Source organism: Enterobacter cloacae complex sp. Mu1197, from assembly GCF_040059225.1.
Taxonomy (GTDB): Bacteria; Pseudomonadota; Gammaproteobacteria; order Enterobacterales; family Enterobacteriaceae; genus Enterobacter; species Enterobacter quasiroggenkampii.
Genome location: NZ_CP157375.1, coordinates 178,931 through 202,684, shown reverse-complemented (window position 1 = coordinate 202,684; position 23,754 = coordinate 178,931). Strand labels below are relative to the sequence as shown.

At 56.8% G+C, this 23,754-nt stretch carries 22 protein-coding genes; 11 read left to right on the top strand and 11 right to left on the bottom strand.

The window, feature by feature from the left end; all coding sequences use genetic code 11:
• Nucleotides 1-36: 36 nt before the first annotated feature.
• The gene (gene tag, locus ABFV38_RS00915; protein ID WP_348958220.1) at nt 37-618 is read left to right on the top strand and encodes a DNA-3-methyladenine glycosylase I; all 582 of its coding nucleotides are present in this window, start codon (nt 37-39) and stop codon (nt 616-618) included.
• Entirely contained in the window at nt 596-1,042 is a 447-nt protein-coding gene (locus ABFV38_RS00910; RefSeq protein ID WP_045907860.1) for an N-acetyltransferase, read from the top strand. Before tag ends, ABFV38_RS00910 begins: the two co-directional genes overlap by 23 nt.
• On the opposite strand, the gene ABFV38_RS00905 is transcribed toward ABFV38_RS00910, so the two are convergent.
• The gene (locus ABFV38_RS00905) at nt 1,005-3,284 is read right to left on the bottom strand and encodes a molybdopterin guanine dinucleotide-containing S/N-oxide reductase (RefSeq protein ID WP_348959447.1); all 2,280 of its coding nucleotides are present in this window, start codon (nt 3,282-3,284) and stop codon (nt 1,005-1,007) included. The two genes, ABFV38_RS00910 and ABFV38_RS00905, sit on opposite strands and share 38 nt — an antisense overlap.
• Before the next feature lie 211 nt (nt 3,285-3,495).
• On the opposite strand from ABFV38_RS00905, the gene ABFV38_RS00900 reads away from it, so the two are divergent.
• From ABFV38_RS00900 to ghrB, 6 genes are all read left to right on the top strand, one after another.
• Entirely contained in the window at nt 3,496-4,158 is a 663-nt protein-coding gene (locus ABFV38_RS00900; protein WP_024909080.1) for an OmpA family lipoprotein, read from the top strand.
• Nucleotides 4,159-4,337: 179 nt separating this feature from the next.
• A complete protein-coding gene (locus tag ABFV38_RS00895; RefSeq protein WP_045907861.1) occupies nt 4,338-5,354 on the top strand; it encodes a LacI family DNA-binding transcriptional regulator in 1,017 nt (338 codons plus the stop codon).
• A gap of 103 nt (nt 5,355-5,457) precedes the next feature.
• Nucleotides 5,458-6,207: a sugar phosphate isomerase/epimerase gene (locus ABFV38_RS00890; protein WP_348958217.1), complete on the top strand. Its 750-nt coding sequence runs from the start codon at nt 5,458-5,460 to the stop codon at nt 6,205-6,207.
• A 3-nt stretch (nt 6,208-6,210) separates the two neighbouring features.
• Nucleotides 6,211-7,149, top strand: coding sequence for a sugar kinase (locus ABFV38_RS00885; protein ID WP_348958215.1), 939 nt, complete (start codon nt 6,211-6,213; stop codon nt 7,147-7,149).
• Between the two features lie 117 nt (nt 7,150-7,266).
• A complete protein-coding gene (locus ABFV38_RS00880; RefSeq protein ID WP_348958214.1) occupies nt 7,267-8,547 on the top strand; it encodes an MFS transporter in 1,281 nt (426 codons plus the stop codon).
• A gap of 28 nt (nt 8,548-8,575) precedes the next feature.
• Entirely contained in the window at nt 8,576-9,550 is a 975-nt protein-coding gene (gene ghrB / locus ABFV38_RS00875; protein ID WP_069720483.1) for a glyoxylate/hydroxypyruvate reductase GhrB, read from the top strand.
• Nucleotides 9,551-9,608: 58 nt separating this feature from the next.
• Here the strand turns inward: ghrB and cspA are convergent, their stop codons facing one another.
• The gene (gene cspA, locus ABFV38_RS00870; RefSeq protein ID WP_003860775.1) at nt 9,609-9,821 is read right to left on the bottom strand and encodes an RNA chaperone/antiterminator CspA; all 213 of its coding nucleotides are present in this window, start codon (nt 9,819-9,821) and stop codon (nt 9,609-9,611) included.
• A 245-nt stretch (nt 9,822-10,066) separates the two neighbouring features.
• On the bottom strand, nt 10,067-10,777 hold the full coding sequence (locus ABFV38_RS00865) for a DUF3053 domain-containing protein (RefSeq protein ID WP_024909075.1): 711 nt from the start codon (nt 10,775-10,777) through the stop codon (nt 10,067-10,069).
• 331 nt (nt 10,778-11,108) lie between these two features.
• Here ABFV38_RS00865 and ABFV38_RS00860 point away from each other — a divergent pair, with 331 nt between their 5' ends.
• Entirely contained in the window at nt 11,109-11,396 is a 288-nt protein-coding gene (locus ABFV38_RS00860; protein WP_008502755.1) for an HTH-type transcriptional regulator, read from the top strand.
• A 39-nt stretch (nt 11,397-11,435) separates the two neighbouring features.
• Here the strand turns inward: ABFV38_RS00860 and ABFV38_RS00855 are convergent, their stop codons facing one another.
• Entirely contained in the window at nt 11,436-13,055 is a 1,620-nt protein-coding gene (locus tag ABFV38_RS00855; RefSeq protein ID WP_348958213.1) for an ABC-F family ATP-binding cassette domain-containing protein, read from the bottom strand.
• Nucleotides 13,056-13,968: 913 nt separating this feature from the next.
• On the opposite strand from ABFV38_RS00855, the gene ABFV38_RS00850 reads away from it, so the two are divergent.
• Entirely contained in the window at nt 13,969-14,418 is a 450-nt protein-coding gene (locus tag ABFV38_RS00850) for a hypothetical protein (protein WP_348958211.1), read from the top strand.
• Between the two features lie 93 nt (nt 14,419-14,511).
• Here the strand turns inward: ABFV38_RS00850 and glyS are convergent, their stop codons facing one another.
• From glyS to ABFV38_RS00835, 3 genes are all read right to left on the bottom strand, one after another.
• Nucleotides 14,512-16,581 carry a glycine--tRNA ligase subunit beta gene (glyS, locus tag ABFV38_RS00845; RefSeq protein ID WP_045907867.1) on the bottom strand — a complete coding sequence of 690 codons (2,070 nt, stop codon included), beginning with the start codon at nt 16,579-16,581 and terminating at the stop codon, nt 14,512-14,514.
• A 9-nt stretch (nt 16,582-16,590) separates the two neighbouring features.
• A complete protein-coding gene (glyQ, locus tag ABFV38_RS00840) occupies nt 16,591-17,502 on the bottom strand; it encodes a glycine--tRNA ligase subunit alpha (RefSeq protein ID WP_003860141.1) in 912 nt (303 codons plus the stop codon).
• 160 nt (nt 17,503-17,662) lie between these two features.
• The gene (locus ABFV38_RS00835; RefSeq protein ID WP_235403400.1) at nt 17,663-17,968 is read right to left on the bottom strand and encodes a YsaB family lipoprotein; all 306 of its coding nucleotides are present in this window, start codon (nt 17,966-17,968) and stop codon (nt 17,663-17,665) included.
• 183 nt (nt 17,969-18,151) lie between these two features.
• On the opposite strand from ABFV38_RS00835, the gene ABFV38_RS00830 reads away from it, so the two are divergent.
• Nucleotides 18,152-19,147: an acyltransferase gene (locus tag ABFV38_RS00830; protein ID WP_048226586.1), complete on the top strand. Its 996-nt coding sequence runs from the start codon at nt 18,152-18,154 to the stop codon at nt 19,145-19,147.
• Here ABFV38_RS00830 and ABFV38_RS00825 read toward each other — a convergent pair.
• The 4 genes from ABFV38_RS00825 to xylA all read right to left on the bottom strand — a co-directional run bounded on the left by ABFV38_RS00825 (nt 19,140) and on the right by xylA (nt 23,541).
• The gene (locus ABFV38_RS00825) at nt 19,140-20,060 is read right to left on the bottom strand and encodes a helix-turn-helix domain-containing protein (RefSeq protein WP_348958209.1); all 921 of its coding nucleotides are present in this window, start codon (nt 20,058-20,060) and stop codon (nt 19,140-19,142) included. The genes ABFV38_RS00830 and ABFV38_RS00825 overlap by 8 nt on opposite strands.
• Entirely contained in the window at nt 20,060-20,599 is a 540-nt protein-coding gene (locus tag ABFV38_RS00820) for a cysteine hydrolase family protein (RefSeq protein ID WP_348958207.1), read from the bottom strand. Before ABFV38_RS00820 ends, ABFV38_RS00825 begins: the two co-directional genes overlap by 1 nt.
• 103 nt (nt 20,600-20,702) lie before the next feature.
• Entirely contained in the window at nt 20,703-22,157 is a 1,455-nt protein-coding gene (xylB, locus tag ABFV38_RS00815) for a xylulokinase (protein WP_348958206.1), read from the bottom strand.
• Between the two features lie 61 nt (nt 22,158-22,218).
• Nucleotides 22,219-23,541, bottom strand: a complete 1,323-nt coding sequence (gene xylA, locus ABFV38_RS00810; protein ID WP_086374966.1) for a xylose isomerase — start codon at nt 23,539-23,541, stop codon at nt 22,219-22,221.
• Nucleotides 23,542-23,754: the final 213 nt, after the last annotated feature.

Sequence of the window (23,754 nt, the reverse complement as noted above, 5' to 3'; positions counted from 1 at the left end):
TTTTTGCAAAATCAGTATCAATAAGGGAGATGACGGATGGAACGTTGCGGTTGGGTAAGCCAGGATCAGCTTTATATCGACTATCACGATCGGGAATGGGGCGTGCCGGAAACGGATGGCAAAAAGCTCTTTGAGATGATCTGCCTTGAGGGCCAGCAGGCGGGGTTGTCATGGATTACGGTACTGAAGAAACGCGAAAATTACCGCAACGCCTTCCATCAGTTCGATCCCGTCGCCGTCGCCGCGATGACCGATGAGGACGTGGAACGACTGGTGCAGGATGCCGGCATCATCCGCCATCGCGGTAAGATCCAGGCCATCATCGGTAACGCACGGGCTTATCTGGCGATGGAGCAAAACGGCGAATCATTTTCAGATTTTGTCTGGACGTTTGTGAATAACCATCCGCAAGTCACGCAGGCCGCCACACTCGCGGACATCCCGGCCTCCACCCCAGCCTCGGATGCGCTCTCGAAGGCTCTGAAAAAACGCGGCTTTAAGTTTGTCGGCTCCACCATCTGCTACGCCTTTATGCAGGCCTGTGGCCTGGTCAACGACCACGTTACCGGCTGCTTCTGTCATCCGGGAGGCCATCATGATCCGCAAATGGCAAAGTGAAAATACCGCGCCGCTTCTGAGCCTGTGGCTTGAAAGCACCACAGAAGCGCATCCGTTTATCGCGCCGAATTACTGGAAAGAGAATGAGGCCATGGTGCGGGATGTTTACCTGCCCTCCGCTGAAACCTGGGTCTGGGAACAGGACGGCGAACCTTGCGGATTTATCAGCGTGATGCAGTCTCAGTTTGTCGGCGCCCTGTTTGTAGCGCCGTCATGCATCGGGAAAGGGATCGGGCGCGCGCTGCTGAACCATGTTCAACAGCGCTTCCCGCACTTAACCCTGGAGGTGTATCAGAAAAATGTCCGGGCGGTGAACTTCTACCATGCGCAGGGCTTTCGCATTGAAGACAGCGCCTGGCAGGATGACACCCAGCACCCGACGTGGATCATGAGCTGGCAGGCGGATCAAACGCCGTTAAGGTAAGCTCGGGACCCGTATATTTCTCGACCCAGGCCAGCGCCGTGTTTCCTGCGCAGCCATTCCCCAGCTTCGAGCTGGGGAGATCTTTGGTCAGCACGTTAACCGCCCCGTTTTTGCAGATACCGCCTTCGGCGAGCTCAAGGTCAGGCCATGCGCCCTGATGAATGCAGATCACGCCCGGCTTAATCCCGCCGCTCACCACCGCCCCTGCCAGCACCTGCCCGCGTGAGTTCCAGACGCGCACCACGTCGCCGTCCGCAATCCCGCGCGCTTTCGCGTCGAGGGTATTCAGCGTGATCGGCTCTCGTCCGGCGACCTCATACTGCTCGCGCAGGGAGGTATAGTTAAGCTGGCTGTGCAGACGGTGCGCAGGATGGGCAGACAACACCTGCAGCTGATCCGGCCGGGCGTTGCCGTGCCATTCGTCCGGCTCGAGCCACATAGGATGCGGCGGGCAGTCAGCATAGCCAAAGCTGGCGATGCGCTCGCTGTAGATCACAATTTTTCCGCTCTCGGTTTTCAGCGGATGGTTCTCCGGATCGCGTCGAAAATCAGCGAAACGAACAAACTGCGCGTTCTGTTCGCTCTCCTGCATTTCAATAATCTGGTTCGCATCCCAGAACTCAGCAAAGGGCGGAAGCGTCACGCCCTGCGCCGCGCCGCGCTGCCCGGCAATCTGGTAGAAGGTCTCCAGCCATTGCAGATCGTTTTTCCCTTCAGTAAAACGCGCGCGACCGCCCGCTTCCCACAGTTCGCTCAGTTCAGCAAACACGTCAAAATCGTCACGCGCTTCATCACGCGGGGCGACAACGCGCTTCATCGGGACCATATGTTGATTGCTGTAGTCGCCGGTCATGGTGAGATCGTTACGCTCAAACGAGGTGGTCGCCGGGAGGACGATATCGGCGTGTTTCGCCGAGGCGGTCCAGAAGCACTCTGAAATCACCACCAGCTCCGGCTTCTGCCAGGCGCGGATCAGGCGATTGGTATCCTGATGGTGCGTGAAGTTTGATCCGCCCGCCCACCAGACAAATTTAATATCCGGGAAGTGGCGGTCCAGACCATTGTGCTGATAGAACCCGCCCGGATTTTCCAGGGCTTCAACAATACGCGCCACCGGGATTTTATCCACCGCATCCACGCCGCCCTGCAGCGAGCCCTGCAAAGACGCCAGCACCGCCGCTTTACGCGTGGGGTTACCGCCATTGGCAAAATGATAGGAGAGACCAAAACCGCCGCCCGGCGTACCGATCTGCCCAAGCATCGCGGCAAGGGTCACCAGCATCCAGTGTTTCTGCTCGCCAAACTGCTGGCGCTGCATCCCCCAGCCGGACATTAACATCGTGGCATTTTTATGGAATAACGCCGCCAGTTCGCGGAGTTTATCCGCAGGAACACCGCAAATCTCTGCTGCCCACTCTGCCGTTTTCGCCACGCCATCGGACTGGCCCGTCAGGTAGTCGGCGAACTTATCGAAGCCGGTGGTACAGCGCGTCAGGAATTCGACATCGTGCCAGCCGTTTTCCACCAGCGTATGGGCGATACCCAGCATCATTGCCACGTCGGTGCCCATATGCGGGGCAACCCACTCGGCGCTGTCGCCGAAGAAATCCAGGGTTTCAGAACGCATCGGGTCAATGCAGATGATGCGCTTGCCGCTTTTGCGCAGCGCGTCGAAATAGCCAATGCCCTGCTCGTCGCTGGCATTCCAGGCAATTTTCAACGTGTTAAGAGGGTTAGCGCTCCACAGCACCACCACATCGGTATGCGCCAGCACCAGCGGCCAGCTGGTCTGCTGCTGATACACTTCGTTCCCGCCCACGACGTACGGCATGATCGCCTGCGCCGCACCGGTGGAGTAATCCCCCAGATGACCGGTATAGCCTCCCGCCAGGCTCATATAGCGCTGCAGCAGCGTCGACGCCTTATGCAGCACCCCGTTAGAGCGCCAGCCGTAGGACCCGGCGAAAATCGACGACGGACCGTAACTGTCGCGAATGCGCTTGTGCTGGGTGTGGATCAGCGCCAGCGCGTCATCCCAGCTCACGCGAACAAACTCATCCTGCCCGCGAATACCCTGCGGCTTGTCCGGCGAGGCCAGAAAACCTTTACGCACCATCGGCCAGCGCACGCGCGTTTTGCTATGCACCTGATCGCGAACGACGGTCTGTAAAGAGTTGGGATGTTGTGTTGGCAATGCTCCGCGAGACGACAGAACATTTTCGCCATCGGTTTCGACCAGCATCGGCCCCCAGTGGGCGGCGGTCAGAATGGTTTTCGTTGAGGTGCTCAAGCGTGCGCTCCTGGTTGCGTGCAGGTTTACGGCCTTCTTGTTGAGGCCGTTTATGGTTTGTCACAAATTTCAGAGTTATACCCGGAATTTTCTCCGTATCTGGACGTCATAATCAACTGCCACGCTCGCCGTGGCAAAGAATAAAAAGGATTAAGGAAAGAAGATGAAAAAACGCGTACTCGTTATTGCCGCTCTGGTGAGCGGTGCCCTGGCTGTTTCTGGCTGCACAACCAACCCTTACACCGGTGAACGCGAAGCGGGTAAATCCGGCATTGGCGCGGGTATCGGCTCGCTGGTCGGCGCAGGCGTTGGGGCGCTCTCCTCCTCCAAGAAAGACCGCGGCAAAGGCGCGCTGATTGGCGCAGCGGCGGGCGCAGCGCTGGGCGGCGGCGTCGGTTATTACATGGACGTGCAGGAAGCAAAACTGCGCGACAAAATGAAGGGAACCGGCGTGAGCGTGACGCGCAGCGGCGATAACATCATCCTGAACATGCCGAACAACGTGACCTTCGACAGCAGCAGCGCGACCCTGAAACCGGCTGGCGCGAATACCCTGACCGGCGTGGCGATGGTGCTGAAAGAGTACAACAAGACCGCGGTGAACGTGATGGGCTATACTGACAGCACCGGCAGCCAGGATCTGAACATGCGTCTGTCCCAGCAGCGCGCCGATGCCGTGGCCAGCTCCCTCATCACCCAGGGCGTTGAAGCAAACCGCATCCGCACCAGCGGCATGGGCCCTGCCAACCCTATCGCCAGCAACAGCACGGCGGAAGGCAAAGCGCAGAACCGCCGTGTTGAGATTACGTTAAGCCCAATTCAGTAGGTAAAAGCAAAACGGCAACCCCGTTGCCGTTTTTAGTGTTTGCGCCCTCTCCCGTGGGAGAGGGTTGGGGTGAGGGCATCAGACCGCAACCTCCGGTAAGCGCAGCGCCACCGGGCAAATTACTTGATTCGTCCGATTTTCCCGCTAAGGTATTCTCACTAAATTCAGGGAAATCAGTGATGAGCAAACCAGCCCGGGCCACCATCAGCGACGTGGCGAAAGCCGCCAAAACCGGTAAAACCAGCATTTCGCGCTATCTTAACGGCGAGAAACACCTGCTGTCCGATGCGTTGCTGGCGCGTATTGAACAGGCCATTGCCGATCTCGACTACCGTCCCAGCCTCATGGCGCGCGGGCTCAAACGCGGCCGCACCCGCCTTATCGGGCTGATCATCGCCGATATCACCAACCCCTACTCCGTGAACGTGCTCAGCGGTATCGAAGCCGCCTGTCGCGAGAAAGGCTTTACGCCGCTGGTCTGTAATACCAACAACGAAGTCGACCAGGAGCTGCATTATCTCGACCTGCTGCGCAGCTATCAGGTGGAAGGGATTGTGGTCAACGCGGTAGGCATGCGTGAAGAAGGATTAAATCGCCTGCAGCAATCCTCCCTGCCCATGGTCCTCATCGACCGTAAAATCCCGGAATTTGCCTGCGACGTGGTCGGGCTGGACAACACCCAGGCCGCGACAACCGCCACCGAACATCTGATTGAACAGGGCTTCGAGGCCATTCTGTTTCTGAGTGAACCGCTGGGGATGGTCAACACCCGTCGTGAACGCCTGAGCGCATTTCGCGCCACGCTGGAGCGTTATCCCGGCGTGATCGCCGAAAATGCCGAAACGCCGCTGCACGAAGCCGCGCAGCTCGACAACACCCTGCGTCAGTTCCACATGCGCCATCGCGGGATGCGAAAAGCCGTTATCTCCGCCAACGGGGCGTTGACCCTGCAGGTCGCCCGCTCGCTCAAGCGCATTGGCCTGCACTGGGGCAGCGACATTGGTCTGCTGGGATTCGATGAACTGGAGTGGGCGGAACTGGCTGGTGTAGGCATTACCACCCTCAAACAGCCCACCTGGCAGATTGGCTATGCTGCTGTTGAACAAGTGGTTCGTCGCATTGAAGGCACCAGCGATGCTGTTCGCGAGCAGGTCTTCTCCGGTGAACTGATCGTTCGTGGCTCTACCGCGCGTTAAATTTCCCTTGTGATAGCGATCATAAATTCAACATCCTGACCTTTTCTTTGGAACCGGTTCCATCTAGCGTAATAGTATTGATATGTTGCGATGGAGTCCGAAGATGGGCAGGAAAATTATGGTGGTCACCGCCGCGTACGGTGCGGAACAGGTGCGGCAGGCGGGCGGTCAACGGGCAATGCTTCCCGTTATTGCTGGCGCGGGGGCAGACGGCGTGGAGATCCGCCGCGAGCTGTTCAACAGCGAAGAGCTGCTGGCGCTGCCTGCGCTGGGCGAATCCATTGAGCTGCTGGGCCTGCTGGCGTGCTACTCCGCACCCGCCGCCCTGTTTATGCCCGACGGCACCCTCAACCCGGACCTGCCCCACTATCTCTCTGAAGCCAACACCCTGAACGCACTTTGGCTGAAGGTTTCCCTCGGCCATTTCAGCGACACGCAACCACTCGACGCCCTGCGTACGCTGCTGAATACCAGCGGCATGGCGCTGGTCGTGGAGAACGATCAGACCGACTGCGGGCAGCTCGCGCCCATGCAGCGCTTCCAGGCCGCCTGTCGGGAAATGGCGCTCCCCGTCACGCTGACCTTCGACATGGGGAACTGGCTGTGGGTGGGCGACTCCCCGGAAGAGGCCGCGCGTCATCTGGCCCCTGCAGTGAGCTATATCCACGTGAAAGCCGCCGTGCCGCATAAAGATAACTTCCGCGCCGTCGCACCGGACCGCGCCGATGCGCGCTGGCTTGATCTGCTCGGCCAGCTGCCTGCCGATGCCCCGCGCGGTATCGAATTCCCGCTGGAAGGGCCGGATTTAACCGCCGTTACCCGCCATTACGTCAACCTGCTGCGCGAGGAGTAAACCATGCACAAGACGCTGGATGTCATCACGATTGGTGAAGCCATGGCCATGTTTGTTGCCACCGAAACGGGCGAACTGAGTGCGGTGGAGCACTTTATCAAACGCGTCGCAGGCGCAGAGCTGAACGTCGCGACCGGCCTGGCGCGTCTCGGCCTGAACGTGGGCTGGGTCAGCCGCGTGGGGGATGACAGCTTTGGCCATTTCGTTCTCGATTCGCTGAAAAAAGAGGGGATCGATGCCACTGGCATCACCCTCGACGGACGCTTCCCTACCGGCTTTCAGCTTAAATCCAAGGTCGAAAATGGAACCGATCCCATCGTAGAGTATTTCCGTAAAGGCTCGGCCGCAAGCCACCTCTCTGTCGCGGATTACCACGCCGATTACTTTGCCTCCGCGCGCCATCTTCATCTGAGCGGCGTGGCGGCCGCGCTGTCGGCCAGCTCGTATGAACTGCTGGATCATGCGGCAGCTACCCTTAAAGCCCAGGGCAAAACGATCTCGTTCGATCCGAATTTGCGCCCGGTGCTGTGGAAAAGCGAAGCGGAAATGGTGGAGAAACTGAACCGTCTGGCGTTCAGGGCGGACTGGGTTCTGCCAGGCCTGAAAGAAGGGATGATCCTGACCGGCGAAAGCACGCCGGAAGGCATTGCTGACTTCTACCTGAGTAAAGGGGTAAAAGCGGTGGTGCTGAAGACCGGTGCCGATGGCGCATGGTTTAAAACGGCCAACGGTGAACAGGGTGCGGTCGCGGCAGTGAAGGTCGAGAACGTGGTCGACACCGTCGGCGCGGGCGACGGCTTTGCCGTGGGCGTGATTAGCGCCCTGCTGGAAGGTAAAACGCTGCCGCAGGCCGTCGCGCGAGGCAACAAGATTGGCTCGCTGGCCATTCAGGTGCAGGGCGATAGCGAAGGATTACCAACGCGGGCACAGCTCGGCGTTTAAATTCTCTCTCCCTGTGGGAGAGGGCCAGGGTGAGGGCAGCAAGCCGCACCAAATAATTAAACCACCGTGTACCCTACAGACAACGGCGGTAACAACCTCAACAACAGAGGCAAGCCTATGAACAGTTCGACCAATGCAGTAAAACGCTGGTGGTACATCATGCCAATCGTGTTTATCACGTACAGCCTGGCGTACCTTGACCGTGCCAACTTCAGCTTCGCGTCCGCAGCGGGGATCACCGAGGACCTCGGGATCACCAAAGGTATTTCTTCCCTGCTGGGTGCCCTTTTCTTCCTGGGTTACTTCTTCTTCCAGATCCCCGGCGCGATTTATGCGGAACGCCGCAGCGTGCGTAAGCTGATCTTCATCTGTCTGATCCTGTGGGGCGCCTGCGCGTCACTGACCGGCATGGTGAACAATATTCCTGCCCTGGCCGCCATTCGCTTTATCCTCGGCGTCGTTGAGGCGGCGGTTATGCCCGCGATGCTGATCTACATCAGCAACTGGTTTACCAAATCTGAGCGCTCGCGCGCGAATACCTTCCTGATCCTCGGTAACCCGGTCACGGTACTGTGGATGTCGGTGGTGTCAGGCTACCTGATCCAGTCCTTCGGCTGGCGCGAGATGTTTATCATTGAAGGGGTGCCGGCGATTATCTGGGCCTTCTGCTGGTGGGTGCTGGTGAAAGATAAACCTGCCCAGGCGAAGTGGCTTTCCGAAGATGAAAAAGCAGCGCTGCAGACGCAGCTGGATAAAGAACAGCAAGGTCTGAAGGCGGTACGTAACTATGGTGAAGCCTTCCGCTCGCGTAACGTGATCCTGCTCTGCGCACAGTATTTTACCTGGAGCATTGGCGTGTACGGCTTTGTGCTGTGGCTGCCGTCCATTATCCGCAGCGGCGGTGAAAACCTCGGCATGGTCGAAGTAGGCTGGCTGTCATCCGTACCGTATCTGGCGGCAACCATCGCGATGATCATCATCTCCTGGGCGTCGGACAAGCTGCAGAACCGCAAGCTGTTTGTCTGGCCGCTGCTGCTGATTGCTGCCTTCGCCTTTATTGGCTCCTGGGCCGTGGGCGCAAACCACTTCTGGGTCTCTTATACGCTGCTGGTGATTGCCGGTGCCGCCATGTATGCCCCGTACGGACCGTTCTTCGCCATCATCCCCGAGATGCTGCCGCGTAACGTTGCGGGTGGCGCGATGGCACTGATTAACAGTATGGGTGCACTGGGTTCGTTCTGCGGCTCCTGGTTCGTGGGTTACCTGAACGGTGCTACCGGCAGTCCGTCCGCATCGTACATCTTTATGGGGGTGGCGCTTTTCGCCTCGGTGTGGCTTACTCTGATTGTTAAGCCTGCTAATAATCAACAACACCCTGTCGGCGCTCGCCACGCCTGAATCCTTAAAAAAATCAACGGAGATTAGCATGAAGCCGTCCGTCATTTTGTATAAAGCCCTGCCGGAAGATCTGCAGAAACGTCTTGAAGAGCATTTCACCGTTACGCAGGTGAAGAACCTGCGCCCGGAAACCGTGGCACAGCACGCCGACGCGTTCGCCAGCGCCGAAGGCCTGCTGGGTTCAAGCGAAAAAGTGGATGTCGCCCTGCTGGAGAAAATGCCGAAGCTTCGTGCTACCTCAACCGTTTCCGTGGGTTACGACAACTTCGACGTGGATGCCCTAAACGCCCGCAAGATCCTGCTGATGCATACGCCGCATGCCCTGACGGAAACCGTGGCCGATACGCTGATGGCGCTCATGCTCACCACGGCCCGTCGCGTGGTGGAAGTGGCTGAGCGCGTCAAAGCGGGTGAATGGACAAAGAGCATTGGTCCGGACTGGTTCGGTGTGGATGTTCACGGCAAAACGCTGGGCATTGTTGGCATGGGACGTATCGGGCTGGCGCTGGCGCAGCGCGCGCATTTTGGTTTTAACATGCCGATTCTGTATAACGCGCGTCGCCATCACAGTGAAGCCGAAGAACGCTTCAACGCCCGTTACTGCGAGCTGGACACCCTGCTGCAGGAAGCCGATTTTGTCTGCCTGGTTCTGCCGCTGACGAACGAAACCCGTCATCTGATCGGCAAAGAGGCCTTTGAAAAAATGAAGACATCCGCCATTTTCATCAACGCGGGTCGTGGCCCGGTGGTGGATGAGAAGGCGCTGATTGAGGCCCTGCAAAACGGTGAGATCCATGCCGCAGGTCTGGACGTGTTTGAGCAGGAGCCGCTGCCGGTGGATTCGCCACTGCTTTCGCTGCCTAACGTGGTTGCCCTGCCCCACATCGGCTCAGCCACCCATGAGACGCGCTACAACATGGCAGCCACTGCGGTTGATAATCTGATTGCCGCATTAGGTGGAAAGGTGGAGATAAACTGCGTGAACCCGCAGGTGCAACGGTAGAAACGAAAAAACCCGCCAGAAGGCGGGTTTTTAAATTCTTTGCTACTGGGTTGGAAGCTTACAGGCTTACAACGTTACCAGCTGCTGGGCCTTTAGCGCCGCTTTCGATGGTGAAGGACACTTTCTGACCTTCGTCCAGAGATTTGTAGCCATCGTTCTGGATAGCAGAGAAGTGTACGAACACGTCTTTAGAGCCATCGTCAGGAGTGATGAAGCCGAAACCTTTATCAGCGTTGAACCATTTTACCAGACCAGTCATTTTAGCAGACATAGAAATTACCTTATTAACAAATATATTGTGCCTTCCGGCTTGATGGATTGCGTTACAGATTTTTAAGCGATGAAGGAAGGGTCACTACGAAGGGTATCTATGGATAACAATCTGGACTGCTTTACTAAACTGCTTTAGGTCTGTGTAACAAACCGACGGGAACAGTTATACCGATGTGGTAGAGGAATGACAAGCGTTATTTTCTGTATGCATAAAAAAACCCCGCCAGAAGCGGGGTTTTCGTCTTATTCTGTGGCAGTGACTGCCGCACTCCAGGCCTGGCTAAAGGCCTGATGCTGGGAGGCCAGCGGCCCAATCAGCGTATTGTACTGGCTTGCCTGCTGCGAGGTCGGGAACTGAATACCGTTGGCAACAAAGCTCACCTGCGTATTCTGCTGGGCGATAAAGTCACCCACCTGGACCAGCTGCTGCGTGAAGATTTGCGCGGCTGGAATCAACGGCTGCAGTGCTTCAGACGGTTTGGTCACCACTTTCTCATACACTTTGTCGAAGACCGGTTTGAGATCGTCGCCCTGCTTCAGCGCAGAACGTGACGCGTCAGCCTGCATTTTCGCATTTTGCAGCTGCTGGCTCAGCACGCCAAGCGCACCGTTGGACTGGCGCAGCGGTTCACGTTGCGTCATATAATCCTGTGGAACGCGGATGGCGTTCACGCTATCCACTACCGGGCGGATACCGGAATCCATCGCCTGGCTCACCTGCTGTGAATAACCATAAAGAATGGCGTAATCGGACACGAAGGGGCCAAACTGTTTTTTCTGATCCGCAGTCAGCGTCGGCAACCGCTCGCCGCTGCGCATCACTGTATTCTGCAGAAAATCGATAAACGCTTTGCGCTGATCGCCTTCTTTATCAAAACACCCACTCAGGCTAACAACCATCAACAACGCCGCAATAGGCGCAAACCAGCGAGAGCAGGACTTTCCTGTCGCCATTTTATTACTCCTTTCACCCAAAAAAGCGCACACCGGCACACGCGTGCCCGACGCTGACAAGGATAGTCCAGGTCAGCCTTGCAAGATACTCTTTTCATGCAAAACGGCTATTGCCGATTTATTTCTTATCATTTACAAAAAAATACCTGGCGAAGCCGACATATGACTAATCAGGGAATTAGCATAACTCTCCATATTGCTGAATCGGATACAGCGATCGTTACCGCACGATTAATCACACCCGTGACGATCCTGGGTTAGTATTAGGGACTATTCTTAATTGGCTCTCTGATGTTCTTGATCACGATGTGAGATTTAAGAGGAGTCCTCAATGGAATATAAAGATCCTGAGTTTGAACTGCTGAGCAGTCTGGAACAGATCATTTTTAAAGATGTACCGCAGACGATTACCCTGCAACAAAAATCCAATCCCTTTACAGAATATGAGCAATTGCGCAAAGGGACAGGACTGAAAACCGAAGAATTCGCCAGAGCGATGGGTGTCAGCGTGGCTATGGTGCAGGAGTGGGAGTCAAAACGTGAGAAACCCACCCCAACCGAGTTAAGGCTGATGCGCCTGATTCAGGCCAACCCTGCACTCAGCAAACAGATAGCGTAGTGAAGATTGAATGCCCCCGCCTTTGCGGGGGCTTGTGTTTTACAGGCTATCACAACGCCAACCCGCCTCTTCCCACACCAGCGCATGCGTTAACGTTAAGCCGCTTAAAAACGTCTCATCGTGTGATACCACCAGCAGTGCCCCAGGGAAACCGGCCAGCGCCGCTTCAATGGCCTGGACTGAAGCCAGATCCAGATGATTGGTCGGTTCATCCAGCAGCAGAAGCTGCGTGGCCTCCGCGCGCCACAGCACGCAGGCCAGGGCAGCCTTAAGACGCTCACCGCCGCTGAGCGCCGCCAATGGGAGCATCACTTTGTCAGCCCCCAGTTGAAGCTGCGCTAAACGGGTTCGCAATACCCCCTCTTCCAGAGGGGTATGACTCAAATTGAGATGCGTCATGACCGACTGCGAGAGATCGAGCCGGGAGAGATGCTGGTCGAGATAAGCACAACTAACGGAGACCTTACAGGTACCCGAACGGGGAGCCATCTCGCCGAGGATAGTTTTTAACAGCGTCGATTTTCCGCAGCCGTTCGGTCCCTTTAACGCCACGCGCATCGGTCCGTCCATACGCCAGGTAAGCGGTGGAACAGGCACATGCGGCAGCACCAGATCCTCCAGCACCAGTACCTGCTTGCCCTCCGGGACCTGACTCCCCGGCAGAGTGAACATCACCGGGTTATCGTCTTCAACCCGCTCACGCGCCTTGTTAACCGCGGCGTTCAGCGCTTCATTTTGCTCGCTGTGCTGTTTTTTCCAGGTGCCGATACGTTCCTTTGCCGCGCCTTTATATTTGACCCGCTCAAACGACGCGATATTCAGGGTATCGACGTTGCGTAACGTCTTTGCCGACCGCCGCTGGCTGTCATCATGCTCTTTTTGCATGCGTGCGCGGGTGCGTTTGCGCTCGATTGCCGCATGTTCCAGCGCCGCACGGGCCGCCTGCTGTTCGGCATCGCGCTGGGTTTGATAATCCGCATAATTCCCGCCGTAGCTGCGCAGACCCGAGGCGCTCAGCTCAAAAATACGGGGTACCTGAGCCAGTAACTCACGGTCATGGGAGGCCACCAGCACGCCGCCCTGATACCGACTCAACTGGTCGTAGAACCATGCCCGGCCTTGTCGATCCAGATGGTTAGTGGGCTCGTCCAGCAGCATGAAATCCGCTTCAGCCGTAAACGCCCCGCACAGCAGAGCACGAATGCGCTCGCCGCCGCTGAGTTCACCGGCAGGTTTATCCGGATCAAACGGCGGAAGCTTCGCATTGATAAACGCTTCGCTCAGACGTTCGGCTATATCCCAGTAACCGTCGAGCAACGCCAGATCGTCGGGCTGGTAATCGCCGCTGTCGATGCGCTTACGCGCCGCAAAAATCGCGTTATATCCGAGCAGTTCAGCCAGCGTCGTCTGCGAAGAAATGACGTGCTGCTGCGCCACCCAGGCATGCGAGCCAAAGCGTTCGATATGACCGGTAGCCGGTTCGTCCAGCTCCGCCAGCAGACGCAGCAGACGCGTTTTTCCGCTGCCGTTGCGGCCAACCAGCGCGCACAGGGAGGGTTCCAGCGAAAGATTCAGCGGACCAAAAAGAGTATCGCCCGTCGGAAACTGACAGGTGACCTGATGCAAAATAAAAGAAGGGGGCTGCGCAAAATGAGCCATAAGCACTCCTGAATGAAATCAAAACATCCCCTGCCGACGCGGTGGCGTTTAGCAAGGATCGAAATTCATCAGTCGTGTTTGTTCATTTTTGGGGGGTGCTCCAGCGCGAGAAAGTTAACGCGATAAGGATAGCGGTAATGTGTTGACGGTTTCAAGGTTAAATTTTGGACGACTTATACTCCCTCTCCCTTTGGGCTGAGGGATCCCCACAAATTAATGCGAGCAGTGAACAATCCCCTCGCCCCTTTGGGGAGAGGGTTAGGGTGAGGGGGAGCATACGGCTCTGGTGGTCATTCCGTTCACTTTATGTTCCTTGCTACTCTGTAACGACAATACCCGTGAACGTGCCAGGGTGGCTCAGTGCAGTCGCCACCACCCTGGCTACCCGGGCTCCCGGCGGTAAATCGCCGCTACGCGGTACCTTCGGCTTATTCCTTCCGGCTTATCGGGGACGGGCGGAGGTAACATCCCTGTAAAGCCCGCCCTCTCGGGCATCCATGCGCCTCGCCCCGGCCTACAGGAAACGCCTCAGCGATTTACAGCCGGACCATAGCGTCGCTGTAAGACCTCTGCCCGCAGTATGCTTTTCATTGCGGTAATTTTGCGAGTCTCTTTCCAGAAATGGTAATATCCTCAGTGGCATAGCTCAAATCTGTTGCCGCCTGTTTTGATGAGCAGTAAGTTCTCTTTGCACCTGCAAAATCAGGTGCCGGGTTTAGCATCCTGGCTTATCTTATCGGCGGCACATTTTGTGCAGCATGCTTTGCTACATCTCAATGGTGGGCTGAGCAGGGGCATCGAAAGATGCGCCGGTATCCGATAAGGCCGGTAATGCTAACTCTGTTCAGTCCACCACCAGCGAAGTTAGCATTTCCGGTGGTGGAAGCTTTATCACTTATCGGAGGCTGCCAATATGGCTACTACCCCAACCCACGCTCATTCTTTATTCACCCTGCCCTTCAACCACACCACCGACTTCACCGAACTGGCGGATAACTGCGAACGTTTTACCGACGCACTGGTTGATTGCGAAGAACCCGCCCCAAAAATGGCGCTTTACGGCAGACTTTATGCCTGTCTGAATCTTCTGCAACCCGCGCTTCTGGATCCTGTTCCGGACGCTTTAAAAGCCCGCCTGACCGTGAAGGAACTCCCGTCACGCGTTCCGGCTTTTGAACCCGAGTGCGATCAGCTGGGGCGCTACTGTCAGGAGATTACGCAGTTGCTGATGAACGGCTCACTGCCGCGACAAACTGAAATCGTGATGGAAGATTTGCTGTGTGAACTGGTCAGCTACTTTGCCGATACGCTGAAGGCACCGCGCTGGCTGCAGACGGATGAAGGTACAGTCGCGATCGGCTAAACCTGCCGGATGACGCTGCGCTTATCCGGCCTACAAAAGATCCATAAAAAAACCCGCCGAAGCGGGTTTTTAGCATTTGTCACAACGGGCACATTACTGCAGCAGCGAAATATCCGCCACGCGCAGGAACAGCTCACGCAGTTTCTCGAGCATAGAGAGACGGTTAATACGCAGCTCTTTATCTTCTACGTTTACCATCACTTTCTCGAAGAAGGCGTCGATAACGTCACGCAGCTCGGCCAGTTCCACCAGCGCTTCCTGGTAGCGACCTTCCGCGAAGACCGGCTCGAGCTTGTCGCGCAGCACCACAACCTGCATCGCCAGGGCGATCTCTTCCGGCTCTTTCAGCGTCGCGGCGTTTACGCGCTCGTTAAGCGTCTCGTCGGATTTCGCCAGAATGTTGGATACACGCTTGTTGGCTGCCGCCAGAGCAGATGCCGCTTCCAGCGTACGGAAGTGGGAAACCGCCTTCATACGCGCATCGAAATCAGCCGGACGGGTCGGACGACGCGCCAGCACCGCCTGAATGGTGTCGACGGTGTAACCTTCATCCTGATACCAGGCGCGGAAACGACCGAGCATAAAGTCGATCACGTCATCCACCACGTTCGCGTTGGTCAGCTTGTCGCCGTACAGACGCACCGCTTCTTCGGTCAGGGTCTGCAGATCCAGGTTCAGGTTCTTCTCAACGATGATACGCAGCACGCCGAGCGCAGCACGACGCAGCGCAAACGGGTCTTTGTCGCCTTTCGGATGCTGACCGATACCGAAGATACCTGCCAGGGTGTCCATCTTATCGGCAATCGCCACCGCGCACGCAACCGGGTTAGACGGCAGTTCGTCACCCGCAAAGCGCGGCTGATACTGCTCGTTCAGGGCAACTGCCACGTCTTCCGCTTCGCCATCGTGACGCGCGTAATGCATGCCCATCACGCCCTGGGTGTCGGTAAATTCGAACACCATGTTGGTCATCAGGTCGCATTTAGACAGCAGGCCAGCACGCGTTGCGTGATTAACGTCTGCACCGATTTCACGGGCAATCCAGCCGGACAGCTCCGCGATACGGTCGGTCTTGTCGCGCAGCGTACCCAGTTGCTGCTGGAACAACACGGTCTGCAGGCGTGGAAGATGATCTTCCAGACGCTTTTTACGGTCGGTATTGAAGAAGAACTCGGCATCCGCCAGACGCGGACGAACGACCTTCTCGTTACCAGAGATAATCTGGATCGGATCTTTCGATTCGATGTTTGCCACGAAGATGAAGTTTGGCAGCAGTTTGCCGTCGTTGGCATAGACCGGGAAGTACTTCTGGTCACCCTTCATGGTGTAAACCAGCGCTTCAGCCGGAACGGCCAGGAATTTCTCTTCGAACTTCGCAGTCAGCACAACCGGCCATTCCACCAGCGAGGTCACTTCTTCCAGCAGGCTGTCGCTCAGATCGGCTTTACCGCCAATCTTACGCGCCGCGTCTTCCGCGTCCGCTTTGATTTTGGCTTTACGCTGTTCGTAGTCAGCAATGACCTTGCCGCGCTCCAGCAGGATCTGCGGATACTGGTCGGCATTGTCGATGGTGAACTCTGGCTCGCCCATAAAGCGGTGGCCGCGGATCACGCGATCGGACGCCACGCCCAGAATGGTGGCCGGAATAACGGTGTCGCCCAGCAGCAGGGTCACGGTGTGAACCGGACGCACAAAGTGCACGTCAGACGCGCCCCAGCGCATCAGCTTCGGAATAGGCAGCTTCGCCAGAGACGTGGCAATCATGTCCGGCAGCAGCGCTTCCGCGCTTTCGCCCTTCACGTGCGCACGGTACAGCAGCCACTCGCCTTTATCCGTGGTCAGACGCTCGGCCTGATCGACGGTGATGCCGCAGCCACGCGCCCAGCCTTCCGCCGCTTTGCTCGGCTTGCCTTCCGCGTCAAAGGCCTGGGCAATCGCCGGGCCACGTTTTTCGACTTCGCGATCTGGCTGGGACGCCGCCAGATTTGCCACTTTCAGCGCCAGACGGCGCGGCGCGGCAAACCACTCAATTTTACCGTGTGCCAGGCCAGCGTTATCCAGCTCGGCAGTCACGTTCGCAGCAAAAGATTCAGCCAGGCTGCGCAGGGCTTTTGGTGGCAGCTCTTCGGTGCCGATTTCCACCAGGAAAGTTTTCTCAGACATGGCCGCCTCTTATTTGTTTCGGTTGCACATCGGGAAGCCAAGGGCTTCACGGGACGCGTAGTAAGCTTCTGCAACGGCTTTGGTCAGGGTACGAATACGCAGAATGTAGCGCTGACGTTCAGTCACGGAGATGGCTTTGCGGGCGTCCAGCAGGTTGAAGCTGTGGGCGGCCTTCAGAATACGCTCGTAGGCAGGCAGCGGCAGCGGAGTCTCCAGCGCCAGCAGCTGCTGCGCTTCTTTCTCATACTGCTCGAAGCAGGTGAACAGGAAGTCCACGTCCGCGTATTCGAAGTTATAGGTGGATTGCTCCACTTCGTTCTGATGGAACACGTCGCCGTAGGTGGTTTTACCCAGCGGGCCGTCGCTCCAGACCAGGTCGTAAACGCTGTCTACGCCCTGAATGTACATGGCCAGACGTTCCAGACCGTAGGTGATCTCACCGGTGATCGGCTTACATTCCAGACCGCCCACCTGCTGGAAGTAGGTGAACTGGGTCACTTCCATGCCGTTCAGCCACACTTCCCAACCCAGACCCCAGGCACCCAGCGTTGGGTTTTCCCAGTTATCTTCCACGAAACGGATGTCGTGGATGGTGGGATCCATACCCAGCTCTTTCAGCGACCCGAGGTACAGTTCCTGAATGTTGTCGGGTGATGGCTTAATCACCACCTGGAACTGATAGTAATGCTGCAGACGGTTCGGGTTTTCACCGTAACGACCATCGGTCGGACGACGGGAAGGCTGCACATACGCGGTCGCCATTGGCTCTGGCCCCAACGCGCGCAGGCTGGTCATCGGGTGTGAAGTGCCGGCGCCGACTTCCATGTCCAAAGGTTGAACAATGGTACAGCCCTGACGAGCCCAGTAATCCTGTAAGGTCAGGATCAGGCCCTGGAAGGTCTTGGTATCAAACTTTTGCATAGTATTTCGTGCTGGATACGTGTGGTTTTAAATGGAAGGGACCAGTATACCCGCTGGCTGCAAGATATACAGTACGAAACGGGGTTGTTTAGGGAAAATTGGGAAATAAGCCTTCCGGCCAGAACGCTGACGGCGTCTGGCTGTTGATTATCCGAGCAGGCTAGCGCATGGAGAGGTGTAAAAACTGACCGTCCGCATCAAACGAGCAGACAAAGCCCTCTTTACGCGACGTATGGCCCCGCAGCTCATAGCTGCCCTGAAAACGTTCAAAACCGGTAACGTCAATTTTCTGCACGTCCGAGTTATAGCGGCGAGCGGCCCGATCTTTACAGAGCGCTTCCATATTCAGTGAACGTTCCAGGCTCATTTTACCCTGCTGCGCTTTTTGCACAGGTGCTTCCTGTGGCGCACTGCATCCCGCCAGTATGAACAGCAGAAAGAGTGACGCCACACGCTTCATCATCATTTTTATTACCGCCCTGGTCAGTGGCTGTTATTTTTAGTATCAACGCTTTTATAGATTATGGTCCGGCATTCTGCGAATCTCGTGGCCTCCCGACAAGCCTGCGGAATAAAACTCAGAATTTTCCAAACGAAGACATTTGGACAATGGGAGTCACACTCAATTTACAGGGAATACGAGGAACTGATGCAGTCAAAAATTAACTGGATTGATAACCTGCGAGGAATAGCCTGTCTGATGGTGGTCATGATCCACACGACGACCTGGTACGTTACGAATGCGCACAGCATCAGCCCCGTTAACTGGGATATCGCCAATATTCTCAACTCTGCGTCGCGCGTCAGCGTGCCGCTGTTCTTTATGATTTCCGGCTTTCTCTTTTTTGGCGAGCGCAGCGCGCAGCCAAGGCACTTCATCCGCATCGCGGCCTGCCTGGGGTTCTACAGCGCCGTTGCCTTGCTCTATATCACGCTGTTCACCTCAATAAACGCCGGACTATCGCTAAAATACGTGCTGCAAAAGCCGGTGTTCTACCACCTGTGGTTCTTCTTCGCGATTATCGTGATCTATCTGGTCTCCCCCCTCATTCAGGTGAAAAACGTCAGCGGAAAAATGCTTCTGGCCCTGATGGTGGTAATTGGCATTGTCGCCAACCCAAATACGGTCTCGCAGAAAATCGACGGATTTGAGTGGCTGCCGGTGAACCTCTATATCAACGGCGATACCTTCTATTACGTGCTTTACGGCATGCTGGGGCGCGCCATCGGGATGATGGACACGCAAAAACGTGGTCTGAACTGGCTCTGCGGGGCACTGTTTATCGCTGGCGTGGCGGTGATTTCACGCGGGACGCTGCATGAGCTGCAGTGGCGCGGCAATTTTGCCGATACCTGGTACCTGTACTGCGGGCCGATGGTCTTTATCTGTGCCGTATCGCTGCTCATGCTCGTTAAAAATACCCTGAATACGCGTCCCCTTCCCGTACTGAGCGTCATTTCACGACACTCTCTCGGGATTTACGGTTTTCACGCGCTGGTGATCCACGCGCTTCGGACAAGAGGCGTTGAGCTTAAAAGCTGGCCGGTACTGGATATCGTCTGGATTTTTGCCGCGACCCTGGCGATCAGCCTGCTGCTGTCGATGCTGCTGCAAAAAATCGACACTCGCCGCTTCGTCAGCTAATGCTTCGCTGCCGGGCGCGATGATACTGGCGCGGGGAGGAAAACCCTGCCGCCAGTGAAGCCTGCTCCACGCCGCGCCCCTGCAATAGCCACTGCTCCGCCACCGCCAGACGCAGTTGCTCCAGATAATCGCGAACGCTAATCCCTAAATGTGACTGAAAAAGCCGGGTGAGATGGCGCGGGCTGACGTGCGCCAGCGCGGCGATATCAGGCAAGCTCCACGTTTTTTGTGGCTCGGCGGTGAGCGCATCCTGCGCCCGATGAATCGCCGGATGAAGATGATTGCGGTAGCGCAGCCACGGGGAGAGTTGGGGATCGTCACCGGAACGGCGGAACCAGACCACCATCTCGCGCGCCACGGCCAGCGCCTTTTCGGGACCGCACAGGCGGTTAATCATATGCAGCGCCAGATCGATGCCAGACGTGATCCCCGCGCTGGTCCAGATATTCTCATCCTGCACAAAGATGCGGTTTTCTTTAATCGTCGCTGTGGGGGCTGCGGTGCGTAAACGACTGATAACGTCATGGTGGGTTGTACACTGCCGGTTGTTCAGCAGGCCCGATTTCGCCGCCAGCAGCGCGCCAGAACAGACGCACATCACCGTGATATCCCGGCGCTGAATAATCGGCTGCAGGCGCATCAGCCAGTGCTGTATCTGTAACGCCTGTGGTGTCGAAAACTGAGCGCGGGAGTCGCTCACGCCGGGTAATACCAGCAGGCTCCCCTCAGGAAGCCTTTCCGGTAGCGGCTGGATGCCGCTCATCGTCAGGCCTATCGACGTCGGAACGTCCGGTTGCGGCCCAATGTAATGCAGACGAAACGCGTCGCCAGCCAGCACAAAGGTCTCTGCCGGGCCCGTCATATCTAATGACAGCACCCCGGGCAATATGACGAACCAGACGTCGATGGGCATTACAGTGACTCCAGCGTCTCCGCTACCGTTTTAATGTCGGCAAAACGCCCGGACAGTACCGTTTCGGTACGGTGGCGAATTTCCGCTGCACTCAGGGTAATGCCCCTGTACGTCATGGGGAACGTCAGCGTGGCCTCGCTCACAAAGGTCACAGCATAACCCAGATCGGATGCCACCCGGGCGGTGGTTTCGCAGCATTGCTCTGTGCGAATGCCGCAGATAATCAACTGGTTGATATCACGTTCACGCAGCCAGCGATCGAGCCCGGTATCCGTGAAGGCATTATGGACGTGTTTCTGGAAAACCACATCCGGCTGATGACGCAAAAAGGCCATGGGTTTAACAAAGCCGCTTTGCAGCGTGAAGGGGCCGTCTTCATCTACATGGAAAATATCAACGACCGGAATACCGCGCGCCTGGCAGCCTTCAATCAGCCCCAGCATCGCCTGCTGAAAGGTAGGAATGTCGTCCTCCTGCCAGTAATTGCGATGATGGAACGACTGCTGAGTATCAATATTGATGAGTGCAATGCGTGACATGGTGGATCTCCTCGCCAGTGGGTGTGACACCATACTGGCAAGGAAATCAAGGCACGCACAGACCAAAAAAGGACATCCTCGTGCCGCGGTCGGACAAGCGTGTTTACGACATCAGCGGCAGCAGTTGCTGATAGATTTTACGGAATACCGCGCGCCTTTCCGCGTACCGCGCATGGTTTGTCGCGTCAGGGAAATGCGCCTGCTCAAGGGTAAGCTGCGGCAGCAGTTGCGAAAGCGGTTGTTCCGGATGAATGGCTATCTGCGCCAGACGCGCGGCTCCGAGCGCGGGGCCAACATCCCCTCCCGTACGGAAATCCAGCTGCAACCCGCTGATATCCGACAGCATTTGTCGCCAGTAAGGGCTTCGCGCACCGCCGCCAATCAGGGTGACGCTTGCGGGTTTCAGGCCGCAGTCATGGACCACGTCCATCCCGTCGGCCAGCGCATACCCCACCCCTTCCAGAACCGCACGCGCCAGTTCTGCCGGGCCATGCTGATGGGTTAAGCCAAAGAATACCCCTTTCGCTTCCGGGTTGTTGTGCGGCGTACGTTCTCCAGAAAGATACGGTAAAAACCAGACGGCACCCGCAGCGTCATCCGCCTGCTGTGCTGCGGCAATCAACGCAGGAACATCAGCCATCCCGGTCAGCTTCGCCGCCCAGTCCAGGCACGACGCTGCACTCAGCATCACCGACATCAAATGCCATTTTCCCGGAAGCGCATGACAGAAACTGTGCACAGCGCTTTCGGGATTACTGCGATAGCCGTCGCTGACGGCAAAATAGACGCCAGAGGTTCCCAGAGACAACATCGCCTGCCCTGCCTCAACCATGCCGACGCCCACGGCACCCGCAGCGTTGTCACCGCCCCCGGCAACCACCGGTACGGCAGGCATATTCCAGCGTTCCGCAACGTCTGGCAGCAGTGTGCCTGTTACCTCGCTACCTTCGAACAGCACGGGCATGTGTTCACGGGTCAGGTGGCAGGCATCCAGCATCGCCTCGCTCCAGTCACGTTTCGCCACGTCGAGCCACATCGTGCCGGCGGCATCGGACATGTCGGAAGCAAAATCGCCCGTCATACGAAAGCGCAGATAGTCTTTCGGTAGCAGGACTTTCGCCACCTGCCGGAAAATCTCCGGCTCGTGTCGCTGCACCCACAGCAGCTTGGGCGCGGTAAAGCCGGGCATCATCAGGTTGCCGGTGATCTCACGAGACGTGGGTACACGCGCCTCAAGAAGCGCACACTCTTCTGCACAGCGGCCATCGTTCCAGAGAATGGCGGGTCGCAACACGCGATGCTCGCTGTCCAGCAAGGTTGCACCGTGCATTTGCCCGGCAATCCCCAGCGTTTTCACATCACGCAGAGAATGCTGTTCACCTAATGCCTTGATTGCACGATCCGTTGCCTGCCACCACTGCTCCGGGTCCTGTTCCGACCACAGCGGATGCGGACGTGAAACCTGCAGCTTTTCCGTCTGCGTTGCTAACACCTCGCCCTGTTCGCTTAACAGGATGGCTTTCACACCCGATGTGCCAAGATCGATCCCGATATACATTACGGTGACTCCTTTAACAGAAATGCCCGGTGGCGCTAACGCTTACCGGGCTTACGTGCTGTTATTTATCGAACAGGTAGTGATTGACCAGATTTTCCAGCAACTCCTGGTGCCCGCTCTGGTGCTGCGGCGCCAGCTGATGTTGTTCAGCGTACTTCGCGATGTCCGCAAGTGATAACTGACCTTTCAAAATTTGCTGGCCCAGCTCACTGTTCCAGCCGCTGTAACGCTTCGCCACGCGTTTATCGAGTTCGCCGTCTTCAATCATACGTGCCGCCACTTTCAGCGCCAGCGCCATGGTGTCCATCGCGCCAATGTGGCCGTAGAACAGATCGTATTTGTCGGTGCTCTGGCGACGCACTTTGGCGTCAAAGTTCAGGCCGCCGGTAGTGAAACCACCCGCTTTGATGATTTCGTACATCACCAGCGCATTCTCTTCCACGCTGTTCGGGAACTGGTCTGTGTCCCAGCCCAGCTGCGCGTCGCCGCGGTTAGCATCGACCGAGCCAAAGATGCCCAGCGCAATCGCAGACGCGATCTCGTGGTGGAAAGAGTGGCCCGCCAGCGTGGCGTGGTTGGCTTCAATGTTCACTTTGATCTCTTTTTCCAGACCGAACTGCTTCAGGAAGCCATACACCGTCGCCACGTCGTAGTCATACTGATGCTTCGTCGGCTCCTGCGGCTTCGGCTCAATCAGCAGCGTGCCGCGGAAGCCAATTTTGTGCTTGTGGTCGACAACCATCTGCATAAAGCGGCCAATCTGCTCGCGCTCCTGACGCAGGTCGGTGTTCAGCAGCGTTTCATAGCCTTCACGGCCACCCCAGAGGACATAGTTTTCGCCGCCCAGCTGATGCGTGGCATTCATTGCCGTCACCACCTGCGTGGCCGCCCAGCTAAACACTTCCGGATCCGGGTTGGTTGCCGCCCCCGCGCCGTAGCGTGGGTTAGTGAAGCAGTTTGCCGTGCCCCACAGCAGCTTCACGCCGCTTTGCTGCTGTTTTGCCGCCAGTACATCCACCATCTGCGCAAAGTTGTTCAGATACTCTTTCAGCGATGCGCCTTCCGGTGACACGTCGACGTCATGGAAACAGTAGTACGGCACGTTCAGCTTGTGGAAGAACTCAAACGCCACATCGGCTTTGCGCTTTGCCAGTTCGATGGCCTCACCCGGTTGCTGCCATGGGCGGTCAAAGGAGCCTACGCCGAACATATCGGCGCCGTTCCAGCAGAAGGTATGCCAGTAACAGGCGGCAAAGCGCAGATGATCTTCCATGCGCTTACCCAGCACCAGCTCATCCGGGTTGTAGTGACGAAATGCTAAAGGATTGGTCGTTTTCGGGCCTTCGTAACGAACACGATCGAGTTGGTCGAAATAAGCTTGCATATTGAGCTCCATAATCAGGGTATGCGGCGAGTCGTTGATACAGGAGTAATAGTGAATAGACATTTTGGGTTGCTCAATTACGTTATTTCACACTGCTATTGAGAGAATGCACAACTGTGCGCTGGCTCGCAAAATAATGCGCAGACAAACTATTTTTCGGCGCGGATTCCAGAATCAAATGTAATTAAGACGTTACGTATTTTAAAATCCGAT

Coding starts and splice junctions, on each gene's coding strand:
- glyS (WP_045907867.1), bottom strand. CDS start 16,581: ATGTCTGAGAAAACTTTCCTGGTGGAAATCGGCACCGAAGAGCTGCCA.
- ABFV38_RS00905 (WP_348959447.1), bottom strand. CDS start 3,284: ATGCTGGTCGAAACCGATGGCGAAAATGTTCTGTCGTCTCGCGGAGCA.
- ABFV38_RS00830 (WP_048226586.1), top strand. CDS start 18,152: ATGCAGTCAAAAATTAACTGGATTGATAACCTGCGAGGAATAGCCTGT.
- ABFV38_RS00865 (WP_024909075.1), bottom strand. CDS start 10,777: ATGGCGACAGGAAAGTCCTGCTCTCGCTGGTTTGCGCCTATTGCGGCG.
- ABFV38_RS00895 (WP_045907861.1), top strand. CDS start 4,338: ATGAGCAAACCAGCCCGGGCCACCATCAGCGACGTGGCGAAAGCCGCC.
- tag (WP_348958220.1), top strand. CDS start 37: ATGGAACGTTGCGGTTGGGTAAGCCAGGATCAGCTTTATATCGACTAT.
- ABFV38_RS00860 (WP_008502755.1), top strand. CDS start 11,109: ATGGAATATAAAGATCCTGAGTTTGAACTGCTGAGCAGTCTGGAACAG.
- glyQ (WP_003860141.1), bottom strand. CDS start 17,502: ATGCAAAAGTTTGATACCAAGACCTTCCAGGGCCTGATCCTGACCTTA.
- ABFV38_RS00850 (WP_348958211.1), top strand. CDS start 13,969: ATGGCTACTACCCCAACCCACGCTCATTCTTTATTCACCCTGCCCTTC.
- ghrB (WP_069720483.1), top strand. CDS start 8,576: ATGAAGCCGTCCGTCATTTTGTATAAAGCCCTGCCGGAAGATCTGCAG.
- xylB (WP_348958206.1), bottom strand. CDS start 22,157: ATGTATATCGGGATCGATCTTGGCACATCGGGTGTGAAAGCCATCCTG.
- ABFV38_RS00910 (WP_045907860.1), top strand. CDS start 596: ATGATCCGCAAATGGCAAAGTGAAAATACCGCGCCGCTTCTGAGCCTG.
- ABFV38_RS00820 (WP_348958207.1), bottom strand. CDS start 20,599: ATGTCACGCATTGCACTCATCAATATTGATACTCAGCAGTCGTTCCAT.
- ABFV38_RS00855 (WP_348958213.1), bottom strand. CDS start 13,055: ATGGCTCATTTTGCGCAGCCCCCTTCTTTTATTTTGCATCAGGTCACC.
- ABFV38_RS00880 (WP_348958214.1), top strand. CDS start 7,267: ATGAACAGTTCGACCAATGCAGTAAAACGCTGGTGGTACATCATGCCA.
- xylA (WP_086374966.1), bottom strand. CDS start 23,541: ATGCAAGCTTATTTCGACCAACTCGATCGTGTTCGTTACGAAGGCCCG.
- ABFV38_RS00900 (WP_024909080.1), top strand. CDS start 3,496: ATGAAAAAACGCGTACTCGTTATTGCCGCTCTGGTGAGCGGTGCCCTG.
- ABFV38_RS00890 (WP_348958217.1), top strand. CDS start 5,458: ATGGGCAGGAAAATTATGGTGGTCACCGCCGCGTACGGTGCGGAACAG.
- ABFV38_RS00835 (WP_235403400.1), bottom strand. CDS start 17,968: ATGATGATGAAGCGTGTGGCGTCACTCTTTCTGCTGTTCATACTGGCG.
- cspA (WP_003860775.1), bottom strand. CDS start 9,821: ATGTCTGCTAAAATGACTGGTCTGGTAAAATGGTTCAACGCTGATAAA.
- ABFV38_RS00825 (WP_348958209.1), bottom strand. CDS start 20,060: ATGCCCATCGACGTCTGGTTCGTCATATTGCCCGGGGTGCTGTCATTA.
- ABFV38_RS00885 (WP_348958215.1), top strand. CDS start 6,211: ATGCACAAGACGCTGGATGTCATCACGATTGGTGAAGCCATGGCCATG.